This window comes from Methylocystis sp. SC2 (assembly GCF_000304315.1).
In the GTDB taxonomy this organism is placed as follows: Bacteria; Pseudomonadota; Alphaproteobacteria; order Rhizobiales; family Beijerinckiaceae; genus Methylocystis.
Genome location: NC_018485.1, coordinates 2,385,839 through 2,402,420, shown reverse-complemented (window position 1 = coordinate 2,402,420; position 16,582 = coordinate 2,385,839). Strand labels below are relative to the sequence as shown.

The following is a 16,582-nucleotide window of genomic DNA, read 5'->3' as shown; positions in this document are numbered from 1 at the left end:
TGGCAAGCGCCTTTCCGGCGATTGAAAATCGACTAGCCGCTGTCGCGCGAAAATTCTCATCGAGACGCGCCTCGAACTCTCCTAGCTTATTGGAATTACATCAATTTCAATCAACCGGCGGCGCTTGGCCCAGACCTTGCTCTTCCTTTGAAAACAAAGCGCGACGCAAGATCGCGACGAAGGGACGAAGACGCCATCAGGAGGAGCGGGAATGGCCGCAATCGAGACTTTTTACGACGTCATTCGCCGACAGGGGGTGACGCGCAGAAGCTTCACGAAATTTTGCAGCCTGACCGCCGCGAGTCTCGGCATGGGCCCGATCGGCGCTGCGAAGATCGCCAACGCGCTCGAAACCAAGGAGCGCACGCCGGTCATCTGGATGCATGGGCTCGAATGCACCTGTTGTTCGGAAAGCTTTATCCGTTCCGCGCATCCGCTGGTCAAGGACGTCGTTCTGTCGATGATTTCGCTCGACTACGACGATACGATCATGGCCGCCGCCGGCCATCAGGCTGAAGCGATCCTTGAAGAGACGAAAGAGAAATACAAAGGCAAATATATTCTCGCCGTGGAGGGCAATCCGCCGCTCAATGAAGGCGGCATGTTCTGCATCGACGGCGGCAAGCCTTTCGTCGAAAAGCTGAAATGGATGGCGGAGGACGCCATGGCGATCATCGCCTGGGGCGCCTGCGCCTCTTGGGGGTGCGTGCAGGCGGCGAAACCCAATCCGACGCAGGCGACGCCCATCGACAAGGTCATCCACGACAAGCCGATCATCAAGGTGCCGGGGTGCCCGCCCATCGCCGAAGTCATGACCGGCGTCGTCACTTATATTACGACCTTCGGCAGATTGCCCGAACTCGACCGGCAGGGCCGGCCGAATATGTTCTACTCGCAGCGCATCCATGACAAATGCTACCGCCGTCCGCATTTCGACGCCGGCCAGTTCGTCGAACAATGGGACGACGAAAGCGCGCGGAAGGGCTACTGCCTTTACAAAATGGGCTGCAAAGGGCCGACGACCTATAACGCCTGTTCGACGGTGCGCTGGAACGGCGGCGTCTCCTTCCCCATCCAATCGGGTCATGGCTGCATCGGCTGTTCGGAAGAAGGGTTTTGGGACAAGGGGCCCTTCTATGAACGCCTGACCAATATCCATCAATTCGGCGTCGAGAAGAACGCGGATGAGATCGGGCTTGCGGCTGCCGGCGTCGTCGGCGCGGCGGTCGCGACGCATGCCGCGGCGACCGCCGTCAAGCGCATCGTCTCGAAGAACAACGATCACTCGGCCTGACGCCGCTCTCCTCAGGACAACAGCCATGACGCAGCAGCGCATCTCTCAAAATCGCGCGGGCCAGGCGGCCCCAGCCGCCGCTCCCGCCGTCGCCGCGACGGCTTCCGCCGGCGTCGACACGCCTAACGGCTTTAAGCTCGACAACAGCGGCAAGCGCATCGTCGTCGATCCGGTCACGCGCATCGAAGGCCATTTGCGCGTCGAAGTGAATGTCGATTCCGACAATGTCATCCGCAATGCGGTCTCGACTGGAACGATGTGGCGCGGCATCGAAGTGATCTTGAAGAATCGCGATCCGCGCGACGCCTGGGCCTTCACCGAGCGGATTTGCGGCGTCTGCACCGGCACGCATGCGCTCACTTCGGTGCGCGCCGTTGAAGACGCGCTTGGCATCGCCATCCCGGAGAACGCCAATTCGATCCGCAATCTCATGCAGCTCGCGCTGCAGGTGCACGATCACATCGTGCATTTCTATCACCTTCATGCGCTCGACTGGGTCGATGTGGTTTCGGCGCTCAGCGCCGATCCGAAGGCCACTTCAGCTCTCGCGCAATCGATTTCGAGCTGGCCGCTGTCCTCCCCCGGCTACTACAAGGACTTGCAAACGCGCCTGAAAAAGTTTGTCGAGTCCGGCCAGCTCGGCCCCTTCAAGAACGGCTATTGGGGCAGCAAGGCCTATCGGCTGCCGCCCGAAGCCAATCTGATGGCCGTCGCGCATTATCTCGAGGCGCTCGACTTCCAAAAGGAGATCGTGAAGATCCACACGATCTTCGGCGGCAAGAATCCGCATCCCAATTGGCTCGTCGGCGGCGTTCCTTGCGCGATCAACATCGACGGAACCGGCGCAGTCGGCGCGATCAACATGGAACGCCTGAACCTCGTCGATAGCATCATCGATCAACTGATCGAATTCAACGACAAGGTCTATATCCCCGACATTATGGCCATCGGCTCCTTCTATAAGGACTGGCTCTATGGCGGCGGCCTCTCCGGCAAATCCGTGCTTGCCTATGGAGACGTGCCGGAACACGCCAATGACTATACGGACAAGAACCTGCTCTTGCCGCGCGGCGCGATCATCAACGGCAAGCTCGACGAGATCCATCCCGTCGATCACCGCGACCCTGAGGAGATACAGGAGTTCGTGACGCACTCCTGGTATAAATACGGCGACGAGACCAAGGGCCTGCATCCCTGGGACGGCGTCACCGAGCCGCATTACGAACTCGGACCGAACGCCAAGGGCACGAAGACCAATATCATCGAGCTCGACGAGGGCGGCAAATATTCCTGGATCAAGGCGCCGCGCTGGCGCGGCCATGCGATGGAAGTCGGCCCTCTGGCGCGTTGGGTCGTCGGCTATGCGCAGGGCAAGCCGCAATTCAAGGAGCCGGTCGAAAAAGTGCTGCACGATCTCGGGCTGCCCACTTCCGCGCTCTTCTCGACGCTCGGTCGCACGGCGGCGCGCGCGCTGGAGAGCCAGTGGGCCGGCTATCAGATGCGGCATTTCTTCGACAAGCTGATCGCCAATATCAAGGCCGGCGATCTTGCGACCGCCAATGTCGAGAAGTGGGAGCCAAAGAGCTGGCCGACGGAGACGAAAGGCGTCGGCTTCACCGAGGCGCCGCGCGGCGCGCTGGCGCATTGGATCAAGATCAAGAACGGCAAGATCGACAATTATCAATGCGTCGTTCCGACCACATGGAACGGCTCGCCGCGCGATCCCGCCGGCAATATCGGCGCCTTCGAAGCTTCGTTGATGAACACGCCGATGGTCGATCCCGCGCAGCCGCTCGAAATCCTGCGCACGATCCACTCCTTCGATCCCTGTCTCGCCTGTTCGACGCATGTGATGAGCGAAGACGGACAAGAGATGGCGAAGGTGCAGGTGCGCTAAGGGAGGGGTGCATGACCGACATTTCGCGCATCGATGTCGCCGATTCTCACGGCGAGAAGGTGGTGGCGCAGCCGACCGTCTATGTCTATGAGGCGCCGGTGCGGCTCTGGCATTGGGTCAACGCCCTCGCCATCCTTGTCCTCATCGTCACCGGCTATCTGATCGGCTCCCCCTTGCCGACGGTCGCCGGCGAAGCGTCGCAGCATTTCGTCATGGGCTATATCCGCTTCGCCCATTTCACTGCCGGGCAGATCATGGCCGTCGGCTTTCTGCTGCGCGGCTATTGGGCGTTCATGGGCAATGAACATTCGCGGCAGATCTATTTCGTGCCTATTTGGCGCGCCTCCTTCTGGAAGGAGCTTGCGCATGAAATCCGCTGGTACGCCTTCCTCGAAAAGGCGCCGATGAAATATGTCGGCCATAATCCGTTGGCGCAGACGGCGATGTTCGCCATGTATACGCTAATGTCGGCGTTCATGATCGTCACCGGCTTCGCGCTCTATTCGGAAGGCGAGGGGGCCGACAGTTGGGAGGCGAAGCTCTTCGGCTGGGTCTTTTACATCTGGCCCAACAGCCAGGAAGTGCACACTTGGCATCACCTCGGCATGTATGTGATCGTCACGTTCATCATCATCCACATCTACGCGGCTGTGCGCGAAGACATCATGTCGCGCCAGAGCATCATCTCTTCGATGATCTCAGGCGAGCGTCATTTCAAGGATGGAGCCTGAGCCGTGGCGCGGCGCGTGCTCGTCCTTGGCATCGGCAACATACTTTGGGGCGACGAAGGTTTCGGCGTGCGCGCGGTGGAGGCGTTTCATCGCCGCTACGCCCTTCCGGAACACGTCACGATTCTCGACGGCGGAACGCAGGGGCTTTATCTCGTGCAGTTTGTCCGCGAGGCGGACGACCTTCTCGTCTTCGACGCCATCGATTACGGCCTTGCGCCCGGAACGCTGAAGATCGTGCGTGATGGCGAAGTGCCGAAATTCACCGGCTCGAAAAAGATGAGCCTGCATCAGACCGGCTTTCAAGAAGTGCTGAGCGCCGCCGACCTCTTAGGCGATTATCCGTCGCGCCTTGCGCTTGTCGGCTGCCAGCCGCTCGATCTCGAAAACTGGGGCGGTCCGCTCACCGAGCCGGTGCGCGGCGCGATCGACGCCGCCGTCGCGGCGGCGCATGACATTTTGCGGGAATGGGGCGTCGATTGCGCGTCGCGCGCCAAACCATTGTCCCCAGACTTGGCGCTGCTTGGACATGACCTAGACCATCAGAGCTACGAGAGCCGGAGAGGCGCGGACGCCGCCGGCGAATGGAGGGATTGACATGAGCTTCTTGCGAATGATCGTCGTCGCGGCGGCGCTCGCGCCCGTCATGGCGGAGGCGCATCCGGGCCCGCATCCCTATGGGCTGGCCGAAAGCCTCGCGCATATCGCCACCCAGTCCGATCACCTTCTCGCGCTTGCCGTCGCTTTCGGCTGGATCTCCATCGTCGCCATGGGCGCGCTAGGCGTCGCCTATGCGAGCCGCAAAGTTTTGCGCGCGGACGACTAAGGCGCCGGACGGACGGACTCCCATGTGTCTTGGCGTGCCGATGCGCGTGATCGACGGCGACGACATGTCGGCGCTTTGCGAAGGCGCCGGCCGGTCCGAGCGCATTTCCATGCTGCTGATCGGCGCGCAGCCTCCGGGCGCGCATGTGCTCGTCCATCTCGGCACGGCGATGCGCGTGCTTGAGGAAGAAGAAGCCGCTCTGATCGCGGCCGCGCTCAAAGGCCTTGACGCGGCGCTTGCCGGACATTCCTTTGAAGCGCATTTCGCCGATCTTATCGACCGCGAGCCGCAATTGCCCGCCCATCTGGCGCCGTCCGACGAATAAGATCCTGATGTTCCGGCGCCGGAACAACCCGTATCAGAATCATCGTCGACGCAGGCGAACTAGGCCTGCGCTCACGCGTGGCGCCCCCCCCCCCGCGTCCTCGTCGGCTGCGGTCGGAGTGAACCTTGTTTCAAAGCCCATAGGCCGCGCCGCGCTTCGCTCTTGTGATGTGGCTTGCGCTAAACGCTCAGGCTGAATTGATCGTCGCGTCCAGATTGCTCGTCGCTGAGAGACGACAGCGTGACGCCCAACAGCCGGATTCCCATTGGCGCGGGAAACACCTGTCCGAGCAGAGCCAAGACGAGCTGAGCAAGTTCCGCTTGTGTCGCAATCGTCGCGGCGCCCGTGCGGCTGCGCGTGATCTGGCGGAAATCGGGATATTTCACCTTCAATGTGACAGTGCGCCCACGTATTCCCGCGCTCTCGCAGTAGCGCCAGACCTTTTCGATGATCGGCTGGAGCGCGGCGCGCGCCGCCGCGAAGCTGAAGAGATCCTCGACAAAGGTGGTTTCGGCGCCCATCGACTTGCGCGCGCGGTCAGGGCGGACCGGCCTGTCGTCAACGCCCCGCGAAATCCAATAGTAATAGACTCCCGATTTCCCGAAATGACGCTGAAGGAAAGCGAGAGTCTGCGCTTTGAGGTCGAGCCCGGTTTCGATCCCAAGCCGATTCATCTTCGTCGTCGTGGCCGGCCCGACGCCATGGAATTTCCCCACCTGAAGGGCCTCGACGAAAGCCGGCCCCATCTTCGGCGTGATGACGAAGAGGCCGTCGGGCTTCCTGTAATCCGAGGCGAGCTTGGCCAGGAATTTATTATAGGAAACGCCCGCCGAAGCGGTAAGGCCGGTCTCGGCGCGAATTCTTGCCCGTATGTCCTCGGCGATCCGTGTCGCCGTCGCCATACCCTTCAAATTCTCGGTCACATCGAGATAGGCCTCGTCCAGCGACAGCGGCTCGACGATCGGCGTATATTCGGCGAAAATTGAACGAATCTGCCGCGACACGTCCTTGTAAACGTCGAAGCGCGGCTTCATGAAAATAAGCTCGGGGCAATTCCGCTTCGCGGTGACCGACGGCATGGCGGAGCGCACGCCGAAGGCTCTCGCTTCGTAGCTTGCCGCCGCGACGACGCCGCGCTCCCGCGATCCGCCGACGGCGACCGGCTTGCCGCGCAGCTCCGGATTGTCGCGCTGCTCGACGGAGGCGTAAAAGGCGTCCATATCGACGTGGATAATCTTGCGTTGCCGAGGAGGCGCGACGGCGATATCGCGATCCCGCGTTTCGAGGTTGCTCTTCTCCTGGTCCAAGACTTGGTTCGGCGCCGGCATGATCGTCAGGCCGCGAGGCCTCCCTCGTCTTTCTTCCCCCCTTGCGCAATCCGGAGGTCGCCCGATCGACGTCAGCGGGGGCGGTCCGTCACAACGACGCGATACATCCTCAGGTCGCGGCGCCTTCCTCTTCGAAGCGCCTTCGCAGCCGAGCGCTCGCATCCGCGACCGTCCATACACGTAGCCGCCCGCCTCGGCCGATGGCGGCGCGGATCGAATCTCCACTCTTGCTAACCTGCGCGCGGCGTCAAGGATACGTCAATCCCGAAGCTGCCGCTTCGCCTCGATCCGCCAAACGTCAGCCCGACGGCGTGAACGCATCCGATCGGATGTTTTTCATGCTGGCGCCGCGCATGAAGAAGTCACGCTTCAGCCGTTTCACGAGATTTTCGCCGCCACACAGAAAAATTGCGCTGTCCTTGACGTCTTGCTCGGCGTCCAGGGCCGTCGCCGCAACGTCTCCTCCAGCCGGCGCATGTGGATCAAGCAGGCATGGTCGGTAGTCGACTTGCGCCCGCGTCCGGCTCAGCGCTTTCAGCTCTTTATCAAGATAGAGACCTTCACGGCTGCGCGCGCCGTGGTAGAGACGGATTGGACCGAGATGGCCCCGCTTCAGAGCGTCTCGCAACACGCCATAGAGTGGCGCGAGACCCGTCCCGGCGCCGATCAGCAGCAGGCGCTGATCCTCGTGAACGCCTTCGTAAAAGCATGTCCCGGACGGACCCGCGACATGCAAGCGGTCGCCTGGCTTGCATTCTCCAAGCCGTCGGCTCATTCGGCCATTTTCATGCAGTCGGATATGCATCTCGAGAAATGGATCGTCCTCGGGATGGCTCGCGAGCGAGTAATGACGTCTTAAATCGCCATCCGCGACAAGTTCGAGGAACTGACCTGGCCGATACGCGAAATCATCTGCGTCGACGCGCAGTCGGATCACATCGGGCGCGAGCGGCTCAATCGCTCGAATGACGGCGTCCCGGCGCGCTCCGGCGTCCTCCGGACGCGTAATCGTCAGCGGCGACGTCGGCAAACAGACACAGGGCAGAAAAAAACCAAGCGCCTGCTGACCCTTTGTCAATCCAACTTGAGACTCCGGCGGAGGAACGCCTTCGACCGCGCGATGCAGACAGGTCTGACAAGCGCCGGACCGGCACGACGAAGGCGCGTCGATGCCGGCCCGCTCCAGCGCTTCGAGCACTGTTTCACCTGGCCTGAGTTCGACCGAACGATCCTCGAACTTCAGCATCGGATCAACGGTTCAATACGTCATCACGTACCGAGTTCGCCAGCGCCGCGACTTCCTTAACCTCCTTTTCCGGCACGCCAAGGTCGCGAAGCGTGTAGTTGAGATTTTCGATCACCGCGTCGACATGGGAATGATTGAGGCCCTGGGCGACGAGACGCTTGTGCGCATTGCGCATGTCGGCTCCCGTGTAATTATTCGGGCCCCCAAACGCCATGGTCAGGAATGATTTCTGTTTGGCGATTTGCTGATCGATGTCGACGCCGTCAAAAAACTGCGCGATGCGACCGTCCGCGAGAACCTTGCGATAAAAAAGCTCAACTGCGGCGTTAACGGCGTTCTCGCCCCCGAGGCGCTCGTAGAGATTTGACATGCCGTGCGTTCTCCTTGTTGCCGACCTTAGCGAGCCAACTTTTTCGGCTCGGACGTCTCTTAGACGCCGCAGCACGGAGAATCTTACCTCGACCGACGAGATTTTTTCGCTCGGAGAAACGCCTCCCGCAGGAAATCCAACTCACATGCGAAAATGCGTGACGAAATTCGTTCTGTCGCCGCTGACTCGATCGATCAACAACGATCGCGCCCGCTCACCCGCGATCGGCCGCCTTTTCGGCGCGCACAAGCGCCAGCAAGCCGAGATACACCTCTTCGCATTCCGGACATTGATGCATGTGGTGACGCACCTCGGGAAGGGCGGCGGCGGCGTCCACGCCGGAGGCTTCCAACTCGGCGTAGCGCGGTAGACTATCGAAATAATCCGTACACGACATCTCTTCCCCGCCTTTGGCGGCGAAGATCGTATCGAGCAGGCGGACAAATTCCTTTTGTTTCATTCCTAGCTTCCGGACTCAACCGTATGTGAGACGCTCTGTGACGCGACAATCTTACCCTCATCGCTGAGATAAGTTTTGCGCCGGGATGAGTCGAACGTAGCTATGATATCCTGATGCGTAACGCCTTCGGAAAGTAGCGCGGCCTTGAGGCGCTTTCGTGCATCATGAATAAGCTTGTATACGCTATTGCGATTGCCGCCGAGCCACTCGGCGACAAGGTCAAGCGGCATGCCCTGAAACGCGTGAGCGACAAGCGCTTTTCGCTGGAGTGGCGTCAAAGAGTTCTCGATAAGGCGGGCCAACAAAGCCCACGCTTGTCGCCGTTCCAGACTACGCTCGGGTTCTGGCGCATCGGTCGGCCAGACCGGCATATCTTCGCCAAGACGCGCGCTATTCACGACCGCCTTCCGCCAGCGTCGTCGTCGAAGCTCCCCAAGAGTGACGCGAACCGCGATCGAATAGGCCCATGTCGTAAATTTGCTCTCGCCACGAAATTGATCGAGTTTCGACTGAATGAGGATAATGGCCTCCTGGGCGCAGTCCTCCGCCGTTTGATGCAAATCGTGGCCGAGCGACGAACCTCCGGGCGTTTCGTTTCGCGAGAGAAATTTGATGATCGCGCCAAGCACGAGCTCACGCAGCTCAGCCAGCGCGACAGCCTGACTCTGATCGCCTGCCCGTAGGGCCAATAACCACTCGGCGTTTGATCGTTGTCTCATTTCGCAGTACGGATGACAGACAGGAAAACGGCGTGCGCGCAAAGGTTAGCATCAACATCGAAGCGACGCTATCCATCGGTCCTCCGACGTTTGGAGAGCCCTCTCCGGTCGGAAGAGATTTGGATCGGCGCTCGATAAAAATCGCCCAGCGACGCCCGCGTCATTGTTCCTAAGCCCCAACGGTCAGAGCGTGCGACGCGAAAAGCGCAGCGCGCGCGTGGCGACGGCGACGGTCTCGAGCGTGGCGGTTGATTCCGCTTCGGCGCGATCGTCCAAGCCGATAAAGCGCGCGTTGCTCGCCGCCTGCGAGCGGTTTCTGATGGCGTCCCGTTACTCCGCCCGTCAATGGCGCCACGGCGACGCCGGACTATGCGAGGCCCCGCGCCATTGAAAAAGTGAAGCCAGGGGACGCCGCCGAACCGATCAACTTCGCTCCGCCAAACCGACGAAATCGCCAGCCCGCCCGCCTCCCTTGGCAAGCTGGACCAGAAAACCCCTTGTGATGATGGATGGCTCTGCGTCCGCCGCTTCCTATCTTGATTCGAACTTGGTTCTCTCCAAGGCCGCCAGCAGCGCGATCGATCGGAGCCAAATGCGGGTAAATTTTACGGCTTACGCCACAGCGTCCTTAGCTGTCGGGCTGTCGGCGCTGATCGGCTGGTTCGTGCAAGATTGGCTGGTTGAGGGCTTGCCGGTCGTTGCATTTTTGCCTGCGATCGTCGTTGCCGCCGCGCTTGGCGGTTCTCGCGCAGGGCTATTCGCTGCGGCCCTTTCTGTGGCCATAGCTCGGCCGCTGTTTTTAAATTCTCCATCTCTCCAAGCCTTCGGCCCTCGCATCGCTGGTTCGTTGCTTTTTCTTCTGCTGGCGTCGCTCGCAATAGTGACGGCCGTCGCCCTCCTCAAGATTGCGATTGAACGCGTCGCCGTTGAAGCCCAAAAGGAGCGCTCTCTTATTGAGTCGGCCCCAAACGGCATCATCGTCGTCGGCAGAGCCGGCAAAATGCTCGCGGCTAATTCGAGCGCGGAGAGACTTTTCGGGTATCGGCGCGAAGAGCTCCTTGGGCGGTCAGTTGAAATGCTCGTCCCGAAAAGAGCATCGGTCACGCACAAAGTCGTGCGGGAGGCGTTTCAACGATCGCCAGAGACTCGCCCCATGGGCGCAGGCCGTGATCTGCGGGCGCGCAGAAAAGACGGAGACGAATTTCCAGTGGAGATCGGCCTCAACCCTTTGGAATGGAGCAACGAGCCCGCCGTGCTGGCGACAATCACAGATATAACTGAGCGGAAGCAGCACGAGGAGCGGCAGCGGATACTTGCAAGGGAGCTCGAGCATGGAGTCGGCAATTTCTTCGCGCTTATTTTAGCTATTATCCGAAGGACGTTAACAACGGGCCGGAGCATATCGGAAGCGGAACAAATCCTCACGGGGCGGGTGCAATCCCTCGCGAAGGTTCACGCTGTCGCCTCCGAGGCGATGTTTCAAAAAGTCTCAATGGATAAGTTACTCGAGACGGATATCGCCGGGTTCAGAGATCAGATAGAAGCCAAAGGCCTGGATGTTTCGCTCTCCGCAAAAGCCGCCCAAGCATTTGCCCTCGTTATCAATGAGCTTGTCACCAACGCGGTGAAACATGGCGCGCTCTCGACCCCCAGCGGGCGAGTGCTGATCGATAAGCGAGTCGAAGATATCGAAGGAGAGAAATTCATAACCTTTGAGTGGAAGGAAAGAGGCGGTCCTCCTGTGACAGCCGCTTCCAGGAAAGGATTTGGCAGCTTCATCATCGAGGAATGGCCGAAGCAATTTGATGGCAGGACGACCATTACCTATCCGCCAAGCGGACTGTCCTACCAGCTCCATCTGCCGCTTGCTTCCGTCACCGACAACGCGGGCGTAGACAGCGCCTAGCTCATGCGAGGAGACGAGCGCGCCGCGCGCAGGCGCAGCCCTCTAAGCGCCAGTATGTGAGGCGACCTTCTCTCTGAGCGCCGGTCATTTGAGCCAGGCGAGCATATGCCGCTCTCTTGGCAGGCCGCCGACGCTATGACGAAGAAAGTGAATCAGTTCGGCGACATGCTTGTTCCGCTAGCATCCGACGAAGTCGATCTCAAGATCGACGGACGGCTGGGTGATCAGCGGTCGATCGCAGAAGGAGACGTTCTGGACGACTCGATCCAAACGAAGAAGCGGAATATCGCGCGGCAAGGCGGCATCTAGATGAGCGAATGATCGCGTGGGGGATGCAAACCGTCTCCTCGGCGAATATAAGGATGCGCATGATCAGCTATGGAACGCTCGGAGCGCCTGATGACGGTGGTTGTGACAGACAGCAATGGCGCAGAACTCAAGGACGGCGATTCCGTGATCTTGATAAAGGACTTGAAGGTCAAGGGCTCGTCGGTCGTTTTGAAACGCGGCGCCTTGATCAAAAATATCCGGCTCACGGATGATCCGGCTGAGATCGATTGCCGCGCCGAGAAGGTAAAAGGCCTCGTGCTGCGGACGGAGTTCGTCAGGAAAGCCTAGCCGCCTTCGAATGGCGCAGGACGCGCGGACCCGTCGAATGTCTCGATATCGACGATTGCCTTGGCGCGGGCGCGCGGCGCTGCGCTCAAGATGGCAAGCGCGACCAGCGCGAATAGCGCGCCTTGGCGATGAGCCCGCGCCGCGGAGACGCCCGTTCATGCGCGGCCTTTGCGGCCTTGGCGCGCGGCGGCCCAACAGCAGAAGTCCCAGCGAAAACTCCGCTGCTCGCGCTTAGAGCAGGTCCCGAAAAAGTTGACAGACTTTTTCGATGAGAACCTGCTCCACGTTTTGATTTTGAGCGATTCCTTATCGATCACATGATTCCATGTGATCATGAAGCGCTTTAGTGGTCAGAACCCGAAATCAGCCGGCGTGCCGGAACTTGACTGTCGGTCCTGCGCTTTCGCCGTAAATCTTGACCTGCGAGGCCGGTGAACTAGCTGCCTGCGGGGCGGCGAGGCGGAAAGCCTTAAGAGGAACGATCCATCATGCACATGATCCCGAAGGAAATGCAGGCCTGCATCGACGCCTGCCTGAACTGTTATCAGATGTGCTTCGGCCTGGCGATGACCCATTGCCTCGAGAAAGGCGGCGAGCATGTGAAGCCCAAACATTTCCGGGCGATGATCGCCTGCGCCGATATGTGCCGCAACAGCACGCAAATGATGCTGATGAATTCGCCGCTGGCGAAACAGATGTGCGCGCTCTGCGCCGAGGCTTGCGAAACCTGCGCCAAGGAATGCGATCCGATTCCGGACATGAAGGAATGCGCCGACGAATGCCGTCGCTGCGCCGAGGAATGCCGCAGAATGTCCGGACAGAAAATGGCCGCATAATTTCGCGCGGACAGCTTTCGATCAGCTTGGCGGCTATTTGCCGCCAAGCCCCAAAATATAGCTTGCCAGCGAGTCGATCTCTTCGCGGGCGAGAATGATGTTAGGCATATTCTTGTGCGAAGAGCGCAGGAAAACCTTGAGCGACAGTTCAGTCGTCGAAGGCATCTTCGCCACATCGATAAAGCGCGGCGCCTTGGGATCCGGGCTCTTGGCCTCTGCGTCGGATCCAACGGCATGGCATGAGGCGCATTCGGCTTTGGCGATCTGCGCGCCGGTCGTCGGATCCGCGCTCGCCGCCATCGCCGGCGCCGCAATGAAGACCAAGCCTAAAGACAGCGCTATCCTCATTGCCTTACTCCTCGCCGTTGAGATCCTCGGGACGCGGTTGCAACATGATATTATAGCCGGCGTCCACAAGATGGACTTCGCCCGTCACGCCGCCCGAAAGCTCCGACAGCAAATAAAGCGCCGAACCGCCGATTTCATCCAGCGTGATCATCCGACGCAACGGACAATGCTTTTTTTGGAACGCGCCCATCGCCCGCGCGCCCGTGATGCCGGCGCCCGCCATGGTGCGCACCGGACCGGGCGACAGCGCATTGACGCGAATGCCGCGATCGCCGAAGTCGGCCGCTAGATAGCGCACCGATGAATCGAGCGCCGCCTTCGCGACGCCCATGACGTTGTAATTCGGCATGACATGCGTGCCGCCGCCAAAGCTCACCGTCAGCAGTGATCCGCCATTCTTCATCAGCCTGGCGGCGCGGCGCGCGGCTTCGGTGAAGGAAAAACAGGAAATGACAAGCGTGCGAATGAAATTCTCGCGCGAGGTGTCGGCGTAGAGTCCCTTCAATTCGCTTTTGTCGGAATAGGCGATGGAGTGGACGAGAAAATCCATATCGCCCCAGTCGTGTTCGAGACGCGCGAACACCTGATCCACGGTTGAAATATCCTCGGCGTCGCATGGCAGCACAAGGTTCGACCCGAGCTCCTGCGCGAGCGGCTTGACGCGCTTGCCGAGCGCCTCGCCCTGATAGGTGAATGCGAGCGTCGCGCCGTGGCGCGCAAGAACGCGCGCGACGCCATAGGCGATTGAATGATCATTGGCGACGCCCATGATGAGGCCGCGCTTACCCTGCATGAGACCGGTTGAAACTGTCATATGGCGATTGTCATCGTAGGAGAGATCGAAAGTTTGGGCCTAAGCCCTATCGTAGACGCAGACAGCAAAGAAGAACGACGCTGTGGGCCGTGTCGGCGATACTTCTGTTCACGAGCGCCGCTGGCGTCGTTCGCAACTGGGAGAATCGCCTTCTCCTAAACGCCGTTGCATGTCTCGACGTCATGGCCGGAACACGCCCGGCCATGACGTATCGCGAGGGATCAGCGTCAGGCGTCTGGATGCTTGAACACCAATGTCGCATTGGTGCCGCCGAAGCCGAATGAGTTGGACAGCACAGCGCCAAGCTTCACATTGTCGCGGCGCGTCCGCATGATGGGCATGTCGGCGAAATCCGGATCGAGCTCTTCGATATTGGCGCTTTCGCAGATGAAGCCGTTCTGCATCATCAACAAGGAATAGATCGCCTCCTGCACGCCCGTCGCGCCGAGCGAATGGCCGGTCAGGGATTTGGTCGCGGCGATCGGCGGGCATTTGTCGCCGACGCCGAACACTTCGCGCAGCGCCTCGATTTCCTTGGCGTCGCCGACCGGTGTCGCCGTGGCGTGGGGGTTGATGTAGTCGATCGGGCACTTCACCGTCGCGAGCGCCTGCTGCATGCAGCGCACCGCGCCCTCGCCCGAGGGCGCCACCATGTCATGGCCGTCGGACGTCGCGCCATAGCCGGCGACTTCGGCGTAGATCTTCGCGCCGCGCGCCTTGGCGTGTTCGAGTTCTTCGAGCACCAGCACGCCGGCGCCGCCGGCGATGACGAATCCGTCGCGATTCTTGTCATAGGCGCGCGAGGCCGTCGCCGGACGATCATTATAAGAGGAGGACATGGCGCCCATCGCGTCGAAGAGGACCGACAGCTCCCACTCCAGCTCCTCGCAGCCGCCCGCAAACATCATGTCCTGCTTGCCATACTGAATCAGTTCGTAGGCGTTGCCGATGCAGTGATTGGACGTGGCGCAGGCTGACGAGATCGAATAGTTGACGCCTTTGATCTTGAACCAGACCGCAAGCGTCGCCGAGGCGGTCGACGACATGCATTTGGGCACCGCGAAGGGACCAACGCGCTTGGGCCCCTTCGTGCGCGTGATGTCGGCGGATTCGACAAGCGTATGGGTCGAAGGGCCGCCGGACCCCATGATGATTCCGGTGCGCGCGTTGGAGATCTCCGCTTCGGTCAGCCCGGCGTCGGCGATCGCCTGATCCATGGCGACGTGGTTCCACGCCGTGCCTGTCGCATGGAACCGCATGGCGCGGCGGTCGACGATCGTCGAGGGGTCGAGCGACGGCATGCCGTACACCTGCGAACGGAAGCCGAGTTCGGCGTATTTCTCCGCGCGGGCGATGCCAGACTTCGCCTCGCGCAGCGAAGCGATCACTTCCTGGGTGGTGTTGCCGATCGACGACACAATCCCCATGCCGGTGACGACGACTCGTCTCATTGGTCCAACTCCTTGGCGGCGCTTCCCCGCGCCTTGGTGTGCGCTTCAGGCGGCTGCCGGCGCCTCGGCCTTGGCGAGGCCAACCTTCAAATCCTTCGCCTCATAGATGCGCTCGCCGTCCGCCGCGACCCAGCCGTCGGCGATGCCGAGCACAAGCTTGCCCTTGAAGACGCGCTTGAAGTCGATGCCGTAGGTCACCTTTTTCACGGTCGGGCGAACTTGCCCGCTGAATTTCACCTCGCCGACGCCCAGCGCCATGCCGCGCCCCGGATTGTCGAGCCAGGCGAGATAGAAGCCGACCATCTGCCACAGCGCGTCGAGGCCAAGGCAGCCCGGCATCACGGGATTGCCCTTGAAATGGCAGTCGAAGAACCAAAGACTCGGCTTGATGTCGAGTTCGGCGCGCATGTAGCCCTTGCCGTGCTCGCCGCCGTCTTCGAAGATCTCGGTGATCCGGTCGAACATCAGCATCGGCGGCAGCGGCAGCTGGGCGTTGCCCGGGCCGAACAGCTTCTCCTCGCCGCATGCCAGTAAATCCTCGTAGCCGAATGAGGAGCGCCTTTCGCCCATCGTCCTATGTTCCTCGCGTTGGAGCCTTTCGGCCCGTCCTCCCAAGCGCCTCTGCAAGGCGCGCCTTATCTTTGTTGGCGCCGCGTCGGCGGCGCCGCTCTTGGCGGCTCTCAGCGGCAGCTGTTGGCCGCTGTGGCCGCTCTTGGCCGCTCTTGGCCGCTCCCGGGCGAAGCGATCCGTAACATAGCCTCGCCCGGGCCGGAAGCGCTGTCGCAAGCGGGGTCGCAACAGCCGAGCGGCGTTGAATTTCCCGCCATTCTCCCTATGATGCCCTGTAGAAAACCGCGAGAGTGGAAAACCGCGAGCCGCTGCAATGGACGCCGAGCCGAATTCGACCGTTCCGCCTGACTGTGCGCCGCGCAAGCGCGTCGCAGAGTTGCTGGCCGACGCCGGGCTGCGGCCGACCCGTCAGCGGCTGTCGCTGGGCGAGTTGCTGTTCGGGCAGAGCGGCGATCGCCATGTGACGGCGGAGCGGCTCTACGAAGAGGCGCTCGCCGCCAATCTCTCCGTGTCCCTCGCGACCGTCTATAATGCGCTCCACCAGTTCACCCAGGCCGGCTTGCTGCGGGAGATCGCCGTCGACGGCGCCCGGGTGTATTTCGACACCAATACCGCCGACCACCATCATTTTCTTCTCGAAGACGACGGAGAGCTTTACGACATCGCCGGCGCGAATGTCTCGGTCTCCGATCTTCCCCAGCCGCCCGATGGTTTGCGCGTCGCACGCGTAGATGTCGTGGTGCGACTTCGCCGCGCCTAAGCCCGCCCTATATTCTGTTGTCGACACATTCGAAGCGGCTCGAATTCGCCGCAAGGCCGTCGAGACCTCTTCGAAAACCAGGGTGG

General features: G+C 60.9%; 20 protein-coding genes. 11 read left to right on the top strand and 9 right to left on the bottom strand.

Translation table 11 applies throughout. From position 1 onward, the window contains the following. Positions 1 to 211 precede the first annotated feature (211 nt). From BN69_RS11675 to BN69_RS11650, 6 genes are read left to right on the top strand one after another with little or no spacing between them, the layout of a single operon-like run. Complete coding sequence (locus tag BN69_RS11675; protein WP_014891817.1) at positions 212 to 1,294, top strand: hydrogenase small subunit; 1,083 nt, start codon at positions 212 to 214, stop codon at positions 1,292 to 1,294. A gap of 25 nt (positions 1,295 to 1,319) precedes the next feature. Next, entirely contained in the window at positions 1,320 to 3,191 is a 1,872-nt protein-coding gene (locus BN69_RS11670) for a nickel-dependent hydrogenase large subunit (RefSeq protein WP_014891816.1), read from the top strand. Between the two features lie 11 nt (positions 3,192 to 3,202). Then, positions 3,203 to 3,922: a Ni/Fe-hydrogenase, b-type cytochrome subunit gene (cybH, locus tag BN69_RS11665; protein ID WP_014891815.1), complete on the top strand. Its 720-nt coding sequence runs from the start codon at positions 3,203 to 3,205 to the stop codon at positions 3,920 to 3,922. A gap of 3 nt (positions 3,923 to 3,925) precedes the next feature. Further along, positions 3,926 to 4,516, top strand: coding sequence for a HyaD/HybD family hydrogenase maturation endopeptidase (locus BN69_RS11660; RefSeq protein WP_014891814.1), 591 nt, complete (start codon positions 3,926 to 3,928; stop codon positions 4,514 to 4,516). Between the two features lies 1 nt (position 4,517). Continuing rightward, positions 4,518 to 4,745: a hypothetical protein gene (locus BN69_RS11655; RefSeq protein ID WP_014891813.1), complete on the top strand. Its 228-nt coding sequence runs from the start codon at positions 4,518 to 4,520 to the stop codon at positions 4,743 to 4,745. A 22-nt stretch (positions 4,746 to 4,767) separates the two neighbouring features. Then, positions 4,768 to 5,070: a HypC/HybG/HupF family hydrogenase formation chaperone gene (locus BN69_RS11650; RefSeq protein WP_014891812.1), complete on the top strand. Its 303-nt coding sequence runs from the start codon at positions 4,768 to 4,770 to the stop codon at positions 5,068 to 5,070. Positions 5,071 to 5,249: 179 nt separating this feature from the next. Here the strand turns inward: BN69_RS11650 and dinB are convergent, their stop codons facing one another. From dinB to BN69_RS11625, 5 genes are all read right to left on the bottom strand, one after another. Continuing rightward, on the bottom strand, positions 5,250 to 6,398 hold the full coding sequence (gene dinB / locus BN69_RS11645; protein ID WP_148277099.1) for a DNA polymerase IV: 1,149 nt from the start codon (positions 6,396 to 6,398) through the stop codon (positions 5,250 to 5,252). Positions 6,399 to 6,696: 298 nt separating this feature from the next. Continuing rightward, positions 6,697 to 7,644, bottom strand: coding sequence for a 2Fe-2S iron-sulfur cluster-binding protein (locus tag BN69_RS11640; protein WP_014891810.1), 948 nt, complete (start codon positions 7,642 to 7,644; stop codon positions 6,697 to 6,699). A gap of 4 nt (positions 7,645 to 7,648) precedes the next feature. Further along, positions 7,649 to 8,014: a group I truncated hemoglobin gene (locus tag BN69_RS11635; RefSeq protein WP_014891809.1), complete on the bottom strand. Its 366-nt coding sequence runs from the start codon at positions 8,012 to 8,014 to the stop codon at positions 7,649 to 7,651. 214 nt (positions 8,015 to 8,228) lie between these two features. Continuing rightward, positions 8,229 to 8,474 carry a hypothetical protein gene (locus BN69_RS11630; protein ID WP_014891808.1) on the bottom strand — a complete coding sequence of 82 codons (246 nt, stop codon included), beginning with the start codon at positions 8,472 to 8,474 and terminating at the stop codon, positions 8,229 to 8,231. A gap of 2 nt (positions 8,475 to 8,476) precedes the next feature. After that, positions 8,477 to 9,193 carry an RNA polymerase sigma factor gene (locus BN69_RS11625; protein ID WP_244434927.1) on the bottom strand — a complete coding sequence of 239 codons (717 nt, stop codon included), beginning with the start codon at positions 9,191 to 9,193 and terminating at the stop codon, positions 8,477 to 8,479. A 502-nt stretch (positions 9,194 to 9,695) separates the two neighbouring features. On the opposite strand from BN69_RS11625, the gene BN69_RS11620 reads away from it, so the two are divergent. From BN69_RS11620 to BN69_RS11600, 4 genes are all read left to right on the top strand, one after another. Then, positions 9,696 to 11,099 carry a sensor histidine kinase gene (locus BN69_RS11620; protein ID WP_148277098.1) on the top strand — a complete coding sequence of 468 codons (1,404 nt, stop codon included), beginning with the start codon at positions 9,696 to 9,698 and terminating at the stop codon, positions 11,097 to 11,099. A 105-nt stretch (positions 11,100 to 11,204) separates the two neighbouring features. After that, a complete protein-coding gene (locus BN69_RS11615; RefSeq protein WP_041926941.1) occupies positions 11,205 to 11,408 on the top strand; it encodes a hypothetical protein in 204 nt (67 codons plus the stop codon). 96 nt (positions 11,409 to 11,504) lie between these two features. Further along, the gene (locus BN69_RS11610) at positions 11,505 to 11,717 is read left to right on the top strand and encodes an alkylphosphonate utilization protein (protein WP_148277265.1); all 213 of its coding nucleotides are present in this window, start codon (positions 11,505 to 11,507) and stop codon (positions 11,715 to 11,717) included. Between the two features lie 488 nt (positions 11,718 to 12,205). Then, positions 12,206 to 12,553: a four-helix bundle copper-binding protein gene (locus tag BN69_RS11600; protein WP_014891803.1), complete on the top strand. Its 348-nt coding sequence runs from the start codon at positions 12,206 to 12,208 to the stop codon at positions 12,551 to 12,553. Positions 12,554 to 12,586: 33 nt separating this feature from the next. Here BN69_RS11600 and BN69_RS11595 read toward each other — a convergent pair whose 3' ends face one another. The 4 genes from BN69_RS11595 to fabA all read right to left on the bottom strand — a co-directional run bounded on the left by BN69_RS11595 (position 12,587) and on the right by fabA (position 15,736). After that, on the bottom strand, positions 12,587 to 12,901 hold the full coding sequence (locus tag BN69_RS11595) for a c-type cytochrome (protein ID WP_014891802.1): 315 nt from the start codon (positions 12,899 to 12,901) through the stop codon (positions 12,587 to 12,589). Between the two features lie 4 nt (positions 12,902 to 12,905). Next, on the bottom strand, positions 12,906 to 13,715 hold the full coding sequence (fabI, locus tag BN69_RS11590) for an enoyl-ACP reductase FabI (RefSeq protein ID WP_014891801.1): 810 nt from the start codon (positions 13,713 to 13,715) through the stop codon (positions 12,906 to 12,908). 227 nt (positions 13,716 to 13,942) lie between these two features. Next, complete coding sequence (gene fabB / locus BN69_RS11585; RefSeq protein ID WP_014891800.1) at positions 13,943 to 15,166, bottom strand: beta-ketoacyl-ACP synthase I; 1,224 nt, start codon at positions 15,164 to 15,166, stop codon at positions 13,943 to 13,945. 45 nt (positions 15,167 to 15,211) lie between these two features. Then, on the bottom strand, positions 15,212 to 15,736 hold the full coding sequence (gene fabA / locus BN69_RS11580; protein WP_014891799.1) for a 3-hydroxyacyl-[acyl-carrier-protein] dehydratase FabA: 525 nt from the start codon (positions 15,734 to 15,736) through the stop codon (positions 15,212 to 15,214). A 313-nt stretch (positions 15,737 to 16,049) separates the two neighbouring features. Between fabA and irrA the strand changes: the two genes are divergently transcribed. Further along, positions 16,050 to 16,496, top strand: coding sequence for an iron response transcriptional regulator IrrA (gene irrA / locus BN69_RS11570; protein WP_014891798.1), 447 nt, complete (start codon positions 16,050 to 16,052; stop codon positions 16,494 to 16,496). Positions 16,497 to 16,582 lie beyond the last annotated feature (86 nt).

Bases quoted from the DNA above. Each gene is read 5' to 3' on its own strand.
- BN69_RS11675 (WP_014891817.1), top strand. From the start codon at position 212: ATGGCCGCAATCGAGACTTTTTACGACGTCATTCGCCGACAGGGGGTG.
- dinB (WP_148277099.1), bottom strand. From the start codon at position 6,398: ATGCCGGCGCCGAACCAAGTCTTGGACCAGGAGAAGAGCAACCTCGAA.
- BN69_RS11620 (WP_148277098.1), top strand. From the start codon at position 9,696: ATGATGGATGGCTCTGCGTCCGCCGCTTCCTATCTTGATTCGAACTTG.
- BN69_RS11635 (WP_014891809.1), bottom strand. From the start codon at position 8,014: ATGTCAAATCTCTACGAGCGCCTCGGGGGCGAGAACGCCGTTAACGCC.
- irrA (WP_014891798.1), top strand. From the start codon at position 16,050: ATGGACGCCGAGCCGAATTCGACCGTTCCGCCTGACTGTGCGCCGCGC.
- BN69_RS11650 (WP_014891812.1), top strand. From the start codon at position 4,768: ATGTGTCTTGGCGTGCCGATGCGCGTGATCGACGGCGACGACATGTCG.
- BN69_RS11640 (WP_014891810.1), bottom strand. From the start codon at position 7,644: ATGCTGAAGTTCGAGGATCGTTCGGTCGAACTCAGGCCAGGTGAAACA.
- BN69_RS11615 (WP_041926941.1), top strand. From the start codon at position 11,205: ATGCCGCTCTCTTGGCAGGCCGCCGACGCTATGACGAAGAAAGTGAAT.
- fabB (WP_014891800.1), bottom strand. From the start codon at position 15,166: ATGAGACGAGTCGTCGTCACCGGCATGGGGATTGTGTCGTCGATCGGC.
- BN69_RS11670 (WP_014891816.1), top strand. From the start codon at position 1,320: ATGACGCAGCAGCGCATCTCTCAAAATCGCGCGGGCCAGGCGGCCCCA.
- fabA (WP_014891799.1), bottom strand. From the start codon at position 15,736: ATGGGCGAAAGGCGCTCCTCATTCGGCTACGAGGATTTACTGGCATGC.
- BN69_RS11600 (WP_014891803.1), top strand. From the start codon at position 12,206: ATGCACATGATCCCGAAGGAAATGCAGGCCTGCATCGACGCCTGCCTG.
- BN69_RS11630 (WP_014891808.1), bottom strand. From the start codon at position 8,474: ATGAAACAAAAGGAATTTGTCCGCCTGCTCGATACGATCTTCGCCGCC.
- cybH (WP_014891815.1), top strand. From the start codon at position 3,203: ATGACCGACATTTCGCGCATCGATGTCGCCGATTCTCACGGCGAGAAG.
- BN69_RS11625 (WP_244434927.1), bottom strand. From the start codon at position 9,193: ATGAGACAACGATCAAACGCCGAGTGGTTATTGGCCCTACGGGCAGGC.
- BN69_RS11655 (WP_014891813.1), top strand. From the start codon at position 4,518: ATGAGCTTCTTGCGAATGATCGTCGTCGCGGCGGCGCTCGCGCCCGTC.
- BN69_RS11595 (WP_014891802.1), bottom strand. From the start codon at position 12,901: ATGAGGATAGCGCTGTCTTTAGGCTTGGTCTTCATTGCGGCGCCGGCG.
- fabI (WP_014891801.1), bottom strand. From the start codon at position 13,715: ATGACAGTTTCAACCGGTCTCATGCAGGGTAAGCGCGGCCTCATCATG.